5 protein-coding genes and 1 pseudogene are annotated in these 7,031 nt (G+C 51.7%); 4 read left to right on the top strand and 2 right to left on the bottom strand.

Annotated elements, in window-relative coordinates; all coding sequences use genetic code 11:
• The first annotated feature begins 328 nt into the window (after positions 1–328).
• A complete protein-coding gene (locus tag RY831_RS32445) occupies positions 329–808 on the top strand; it encodes a hypothetical protein (protein WP_326510424.1) in 480 nt (159 codons plus the stop codon).
• Positions 809–963: 155 nt separating this feature from the next.
• Here the strand turns inward: RY831_RS32445 and RY831_RS32440 are convergent, their stop codons facing one another.
• The gene (locus RY831_RS32440; RefSeq protein ID WP_326510423.1) at positions 964–1,191 is read right to left on the bottom strand and encodes an SHOCT domain-containing protein; all 228 of its coding nucleotides are present in this window, start codon (positions 1,189–1,191) and stop codon (positions 964–966) included.
• Positions 1,192–1,451: 260 nt separating this feature from the next.
• Here RY831_RS32440 and RY831_RS32435 point away from each other — a divergent pair, with 260 nt between their 5' ends.
• From RY831_RS32435 to RY831_RS32425, 3 genes and pseudogenes are all read left to right on the top strand, one after another.
• On the top strand, positions 1,452–2,294 hold the full coding sequence (locus RY831_RS32435) for an ankyrin repeat domain-containing protein (RefSeq protein ID WP_326510422.1): 843 nt from the start codon (positions 1,452–1,454) through the stop codon (positions 2,292–2,294).
• A 281-nt stretch (positions 2,295–2,575) separates the two neighbouring features.
• A pseudogene (locus RY831_RS32430) lies at positions 2,576–2,758 on the top strand (cold-shock protein); the annotation flags it as partial.
• 287 nt (positions 2,759–3,045) lie between these two features.
• Complete coding sequence (locus RY831_RS32425; protein ID WP_326510421.1) at positions 3,046–3,273, top strand: hypothetical protein; 228 nt, start codon at positions 3,046–3,048, stop codon at positions 3,271–3,273.
• A gap of 1,102 nt (positions 3,274–4,375) precedes the next feature.
• Here RY831_RS32425 and RY831_RS32420 read toward each other — a convergent pair.
• Entirely contained in the window at positions 4,376–6,808 is a 2,433-nt protein-coding gene (locus RY831_RS32420; RefSeq protein WP_326510420.1) for a sensor domain-containing protein, read from the bottom strand.
• Positions 6,809–7,031 lie beyond the last annotated feature (223 nt).

The following is a 7,031-nucleotide window of genomic DNA, read 5'->3' as shown; positions in this document are numbered from 1 at the left end:
GCTTCTGCATACATGCCTCCATGTCAAAAATAACATGAAGACTCACTCAGCGGGTGGCTACACGATTTCTACCAGGTCACGCTGACTCCTGCTTCAACAGCTCCTCTGCCTTAGGTCCCTTGTGATCTCTAGTCTTGGACGCAGAATCCGACACAACCTCGCCTTCCTGCCATTAACCACATGGTAGTCATGGTTGTTACTTAAGAATGGCGACCTATATTTCAGTTATTGAGATTCATCATCTTACAAGTTGAACAAAACGTATTTAATACGTGTCCATAAGGGGCTTAATTACGCCCTATCTTCATCCCTTCTCAAGGAGCGACTCATGGCCAATATTGGATCAGCTGCACAAGCTGTCAAACTTGAATTGATGCATGCCCGTCAGGGCATGGAGTACTACGCCAAGCTCGTCGAGAACCTCGAAGGGGTGCTGGAAACCTTGACGAACATCGACGGCACTTCCACGAGCGGACGGTCAAAAGCCCCTACAGCGAAGGCCGCCAAGACCAGTGGGAGGACCACTAGTAAATCGAAAGCGCCGGCAACCAGGAATACTCGGCAATCAAGATTGCCGCCAACCGGCAGGGACTTTTGGCCGACGTTATTGACGGACACTCCACAGCCCGCTTCCGAAATATTCAAGGCAGCGTTGAATGCCCTTGGCGTCAAGCCGAGCGCAGAAGATCGCAAGAAGCTCGCCCAACGTATGTCGAACGCACTGAGTGTCATGTCAAAGAACGGCGAAATCAACGCCGAAGGCAAACATCGCGAACGCCTCTACTCAAAGAAGGCCGTCGTTCATTAAGGGTAGCTTTATTTGTCATGAATAGCAGCACGCCCGGTACTGCATAGGTGTTTGAGGCAATGTCGATAGGGTCGCGAGTGCACCGACACATAGATCGGTGCGCTCAACGCAAGCCGTATTAGGTTGCTAGAACGCCAACAAGGTCCGCGATTAGCCTAATAAACTTGCCCCGCCAGAATCCGCCGCTTGATCAATTCGTACTCTTCCGGCGAGATGGCGCCTTCCTGCAGGAGTTTGTTCAAGTCATCCATTTCGCCGCCGTACGGATAGCTGCGGGCACCTTTTCCTTTTTCTCTGACCCGACGTCGGCTCACCCAAAGAGCAACCGATCCGACTATCGCCGCCATGGTAATGGACGCTACGATATATCCAATGGCACCCATTATGTCCCCCTGCGTCCGTTGACAACTTTCTATCGATTGCATAAGGGTAGCCTGCTTTTTATTGCATGGTTAGACATTTGTTATTCCACGCGGCATTTCCGCCACAGCGATGCATATGCTCAGGTATGCGACTGCACCGAGGCTATAAGGATCTTTTGCGCTCGTTGCTGTCATAACACCCAGCATCAGACATGTAGACGTGCCAGCATGTCCACCATGCCTGGTCCGGCTACCAGTCAGCAACTAAACTGAGACACAGAATGCCTTCCGCGAATAAACGTCAGACTACCCTGAACAACGACAATGAAAGCCTCCTCGCTGCCGCTTCTGCCGGCGCGGTTGATACGCTTACCCTTTTGCTCGACGAGCGAGGCGCCGGTATCAATACCGTTGACCGTTCCAGGCAGACTGCACTGTCGCACGCGATCCTGGCAGGATGTGAGGAATGCGCGCTGTTTCTCCTCGATCGCGGCATCGACTGGCGTATTCACAACAAGCGGGGACTGCGAGCACTTCACCTTGCAGCCGGTAAGGGACTTGTTACCGTAATTGACCGGCTGCTTGGCGCCGGTGACGATGTGAACGCCAGCCGCCCAAATACGGATACTCCGCTCATCATGGCTGCAAGGAGCGGCAGGACCGATGCGGTGCGCCGCCTGCTGCACGCCGGTGGTGACCCGCGCGGACATGGCGCAAAACAGATGACGGCGTTACATGTGGCCGAGAATGCAGAGATCACGGGGCTGCTGCTGAAAGCAGGCGTCAAACCTGATGCGCGAGACAAGGATGGCGAGACACCGCTGTTTAGTGCTGCCCGGGCTGGACGGCTTGATCAAATACGGCTTTTAGTCGAAGCCAACGCCAACGTGCATCTGGTGAATGATAAAAATGAAACCGCCCTTTTCCAGGCTGCACAACGAGGTGTCATCGAAGCGGTTGACTATCTGTTGGATGCTGGCGCCAAGCCGGGCTTGCCCGGACAGCGGGGACAGTCATTTGCCAATGTCGCCAGGCGCAACGCCTCCCTGCGTACTTACATGACGGCGCGTGCCGCACGCGGATGCATTGATGCAACACTCGCTGAGATCGCCAGGTCTGTTTAAGTACCGCCTATTGAGTACCCGCCGCGGCGAGAGCTGCTGATGCTATTGGGCTGCTTGAGATCCGTTGTGAATGCTTCAAGGACCAAGTCGCTGCATCAACGGATGGGAAACTTTGGTGTTCCTACGGCCGCTACCCATCGAAATAACTTGTTATTTCATTCATCGACGGTAAACTGCGCGATGTTGATCGGTGCTTGAAACGAGGCTGCTCAATGGATTCGGGCGGCTAATTTTGTTGGTCTACCCTCCAAAGACTATCCATCAACTATAGAAAGACGCACATGGCAACTGGTACGGTGAAGTGATTCAACGATTCGAAGGGGTTTGGCTTCATCAGCCCGGATGACGGTGGCGAAGACTTGTTTGCGCACTTCTCGGCGATCAATTCGTCCGGATTCAAGACGCTCAAGGAAGGCCAGAAGGTCACTTATGAGCCCACAGTGAGTCCCAAGGGCAAGCAAGCTTTTCATTACCCCGGTCTAACGCTTCCCCCGCCAGTACTATACGGCCGACGACTGACTGATTCGAGTAGCGGACCACAGCAGATCACGGCGATCGACTTGCCATAGTCGGCATAAAAATGCTCGGAGGCCTTCAAAGGCACCGGGCCAAATCTACCGTCAAGTAGAGTTCACGGCGTTTTGACAGAAACTATTTTCCTTAGTTCAACTTATCTAACCGGTACGCATATTCTGCTCATCGGTTGAGCTAATCTATAAGACCACATCAGTGCGCCTATAGAATCATCGGCATGAGCACGCATCAATGGAAAGAAGGCGACCGAGTCATCTGGAAATCTTACTTCGCCGCCGGTCAGCCGCCATTACTGATTCCGGCAATTGTCAAAAGCATTACACTGCACCGTGTGACGATTGAGGCCCTCTTGCCGAGCGACGGTCAGACGCTACGGGTGATACGCCGAGTGTCACCAAAGCACCTCAGTGCGCGTACGCAGCACTTCCCGGAATTGGATGGCTGACAAAGGCAGTCGTGCGGCTCACACGCCACAAGTTGGCGTGGCACAAAGAATGTGCGCAGATTTGCTTTGACATTTCTCTGTTGCAACGCGAAAGTGAGTGCTCTTCGTTACTACAACACTGTAAGAGAAAATGAACCGCTTCAGCCCGTCCCGACGTCCTATCTTTGGGCTCAAAGACCACGCCGCCAAACGACGCAGCTGGTGGTACATGACAAGTAGCGCTTTACTTGCCTATATTGCATTTCTATCATCCGTCTGATCCTAGCCTAGCAAGCATATGGGTCGTCCTCTCCATGCAACGAAGAGCAACAAAAGGCCGGAGCATCTCACCTCTCCTTTGAACGATGCACTTTCTGGTATTCGTACGCCATCCTCTTGGAGAAGTCATGCATGAAGAGCAGATGCAGCTACTGAAACAAATATCAATGGCGTTTCACCTGCCGAGTCACCTTCGCGGGTTGGCCAGGAATCTACAAAAGAGATTTGATCAAAACCGATACGACTGGCTGATAAGAGAAGTCACAAGTTTCGGGACAAGTGCGTCGTGTTGAAGCAGGCACATCAGCCATGATGTCTGATGGCTAGCAAAGGGCCTATACTGAAACCACAATATTATTCTGGTGTGCCACTGAAAGACTGGCAGTAGTAGGAGGCACAAAGGGACTGCATTAACCGCCTGGTGCAGTCCCTTTTCTATGGGTACAAACATTTGAGGAGATGCGATCCAGCACCTTTCATTTCGAGATCAGGATGGACGCGCGACGAACGTTCAAAGGAACGAAACTGGATGATTTATTTGATAGATGCTGTACCTTTGTTTTGTCCTCAGTGCGCAGGTGAACCGCTCGATACAATATCCCGTTACGCTTTTTACTCCGGCACACTTCAGGCGTGTCAGTGCGGCACGGAATTTCAGTACGTCCCCTCCCCTCAGATTATCCAAATTGCAGATTCAGTTTCTAAACTCCGAAGACCTGAGTAGAACTTCTCATCGGCGTCGATGCTAAACAAGCGCGAAGCCGCATGAGCGGCATATTGATCAATCCTTACGGCGCATTCCGACAGACCTGATCACTCGCGCTGCGTCCGTAGAAGGTATCATTTACTTTCGAACATTAGTTAGATGCAATTGAGTAAATTCTTCAGCCACTAGGGGTCTTCCCGTTAGATATCCCTGGATCAGGTCGCATCCAGTCCCCAATAGCGCCTCACGCTGATTCTCCGTTTCCACCCCTTCGCAAATAACTGTCAGATTGATAGCCTTGGCTAGGCTAATGATCCCATTAAGCATTGCCAACGCCTTGGCATCCTGTGCAATGGGTTGCACGAACGAGCGGTCAATCTTTAGCGCGGTGACTGGAAAGCGATGAAGATAAGTGAAGTTTGAGTAACCCGTTCCGAAGTCGTCCAAGGCGATACGAAACCCGTATTCTTTGAGTTTGTTAAGTCCCGCTTCCGCAATTGAAACATCTTGGGACAACATGCTCTCGGTAATCTCGATCTTGATGAATTTTGGATCAACGCCATGTTTGCGAGCGCAGGCCGCGAACATCTCGTGCAGCGCAGGGTTACCAAGTTGCCTTGCTGAAACATTAATAGACATGATAAGGGTGTGGCCCAAGCGATTCCAGCTAGCCAGCTGGCGGCATGCCTCGTCACATATCCAGGCACCCAGCTCGTTAATAACCGGCGATGCTTCTGCAATCTCAAGGAAAGCAATTGGATTCAGTAACCCTAGTTTTGGGTGCTGCCATCGCACCAATGCTTCGGCTCCTGCAACGGCATTGTCTGCCACACGGAACTGCGGCTGATAGTGCAACACGAACTGCCGCTGTTCGATCGCCGGGCGAATTTCATGTCGCAGTTTCAGTCGTTGCGCGCCCCAATGATCAATGTCGGGAGAAAACAGGCAGACAGCGTGGCGCCCCGACTCCTTCGCCCAATACATGGCGGTGTCCGCCTGATTTACGAGTTCGTCCGCTGCGATGTTGCCATCGGCGGTGAACGCTACACCCACGCTCGCGCCCAATGCAATATCGATGCCCTCGACATCGATCGGAGCAGCGATTGCATCAATCAACTGATGCGAGAAGGCTTTTGCCTTATCAGGCTCGGAATTGCTGACAATAAAGATAAATTCGTCGCCGCTGATGCGCGCCGGTATTTTGTTGGCGTCGGACTGAGCGATCAGTCGGCGGGAAATCTCAGTTAGCACCTGATCTCCTACCCGATGACCGAATGCGTCATTGACCTCTTTGAACCTGTCGAGGTCAATAAACAATATCGCCAGCGGAGTACTCCGATGACGTGTCTCTTCAAGGCGTCGGTCTATGGTGTCCAAACAAGCAGTGCGGTTCATCAGCCCGGTCATCTGATCGTGGCTTGCGGAATGAATCAGGATGGCCTCGGCAGTTTTCCGCTGAGTAATATCCATGAAGAAGACCGTAAGTCCCTCTGGATATGGATAAGCTCGGGCTTCGAACCACCGGCCCAAAGGCTCATAAAACGAGTCGCAGTTGGCGAAGGCCTTTGTCTCCATTGCCTGGTGATAGGTGTAAAAGAACGCGCTGTCGACGGCCTCGGGAAACTCTAGCCAGAGATGTTTGCCTATCAGATCATGTGACGAGCGCCGCAACCATTTTTCCCCTTGAGGATTGATGTACGTAATAATCCAGTTGCGATCGACGGAAAAACATCCCTCAGTGATGGTCATCAGAACAGCAGCATTACGCTCATTGGCTCGCCTAGCTTCCTCGGCAATCTGGTATTTTTCCGTTACGTCCCGACCTAGGCAGATGAGCGATTGGTTCCCTGCACCGCTGGAAAACGTCCATTCGACTAGTGTCGTCCCACCATCCTTGCGCAGATAGCGCCCGTTCAGCGACCGTGGTTGACTGTCTGCAAATTGCTCTGCCAGATCCTGTTGAACTTCAGAAACTCGCTCGGCGGGCACTAAATGGAAGACACTTTTCCCAATTAACTCCTGCGGTGTCCAGCCGAAAACATCTTGAAGGGCTTTGTTGGCTTCAATAACGATGGCGTCGGGTCCCACCTTCAGATATACATCGATGGAATGTTCTATGGCGACACGCATCTCCTGAAGGGCAGCATGGGTGGTGTGCGCCGTGGTAACATCGTATTGGATGCCTACATAGTTTGTGACAATGCCCTGTTCGCTCTTGACGGGGAACATAAAGAGTTGGTTATAGAAAGGCTCGCCATTTCGGCGGTAATTTCGGATCACACACTCACACGAGGTTCCGTTTCTAATTGCGTCCGCCAGCAAATGTCGGGATGGCTGGTCTCTATCATTACGCTGCAACAGTCGACAGTTTTTGCCGATCACCTCTGCTGCTGTATATTGCGTCACCTGCTCAAAAGCGTGGTTGACAAAGATAATGGGATGATCGCCGCTCAGAGCATCGGTGATGAGGATCGGAGAATTACTGCTATCGAGAATGGCCTGAAAAAATTCCGTCTGTTTGTTACTAAGAGCGTTAGGCATATACGAGTTATTTCCAAGTGGAGTGCTCAACTACCCAACTGTTCCATCCGGCCCTCATGTATATCGTGCAAACGACTGAGTCAGCCAGTGGAATGGTTTTGATTGAAGGTATAGAAAGTACGCTTGACGTTCAAGCCGAGGCTAATCTGTTTTCTTTCATTTGATCTCTTGGCCTGGTAATCCCCCCGGAAATTAAACGGAGTTGAAGGTAGAATTTTCCACAAATAAAAAGAGGAAGTTCTACATGAAGAAG

This window comes from Noviherbaspirillum album (assembly GCF_035916955.1).
GTDB classification, from domain to species: domain Bacteria; phylum Pseudomonadota; class Gammaproteobacteria; order Burkholderiales; family Burkholderiaceae_D; genus Noviherbaspirillum; species Noviherbaspirillum album.
Note: the sequence above shows the minus strand (reverse complement) of the source record. Positions and strands in the feature narration are given on the sequence as shown.

Excerpts from the sequence above, each read along its gene's own strand:
- RY831_RS32445 (WP_326510424.1), top strand. The coding sequence starts at position 329 with ATGGCCAATATTGGATCAGCTGCACAAGCTGTCAAACTTGAATTGATG.
- RY831_RS32440 (WP_326510423.1), bottom strand. The coding sequence starts at position 1,191 with ATGGGTGCCATTGGATATATCGTAGCGTCCATTACCATGGCGGCGATA.
- RY831_RS32435 (WP_326510422.1), top strand. The coding sequence starts at position 1,452 with ATGCCTTCCGCGAATAAACGTCAGACTACCCTGAACAACGACAATGAA.
- RY831_RS32425 (WP_326510421.1), top strand. The coding sequence starts at position 3,046 with ATGAGCACGCATCAATGGAAAGAAGGCGACCGAGTCATCTGGAAATCT.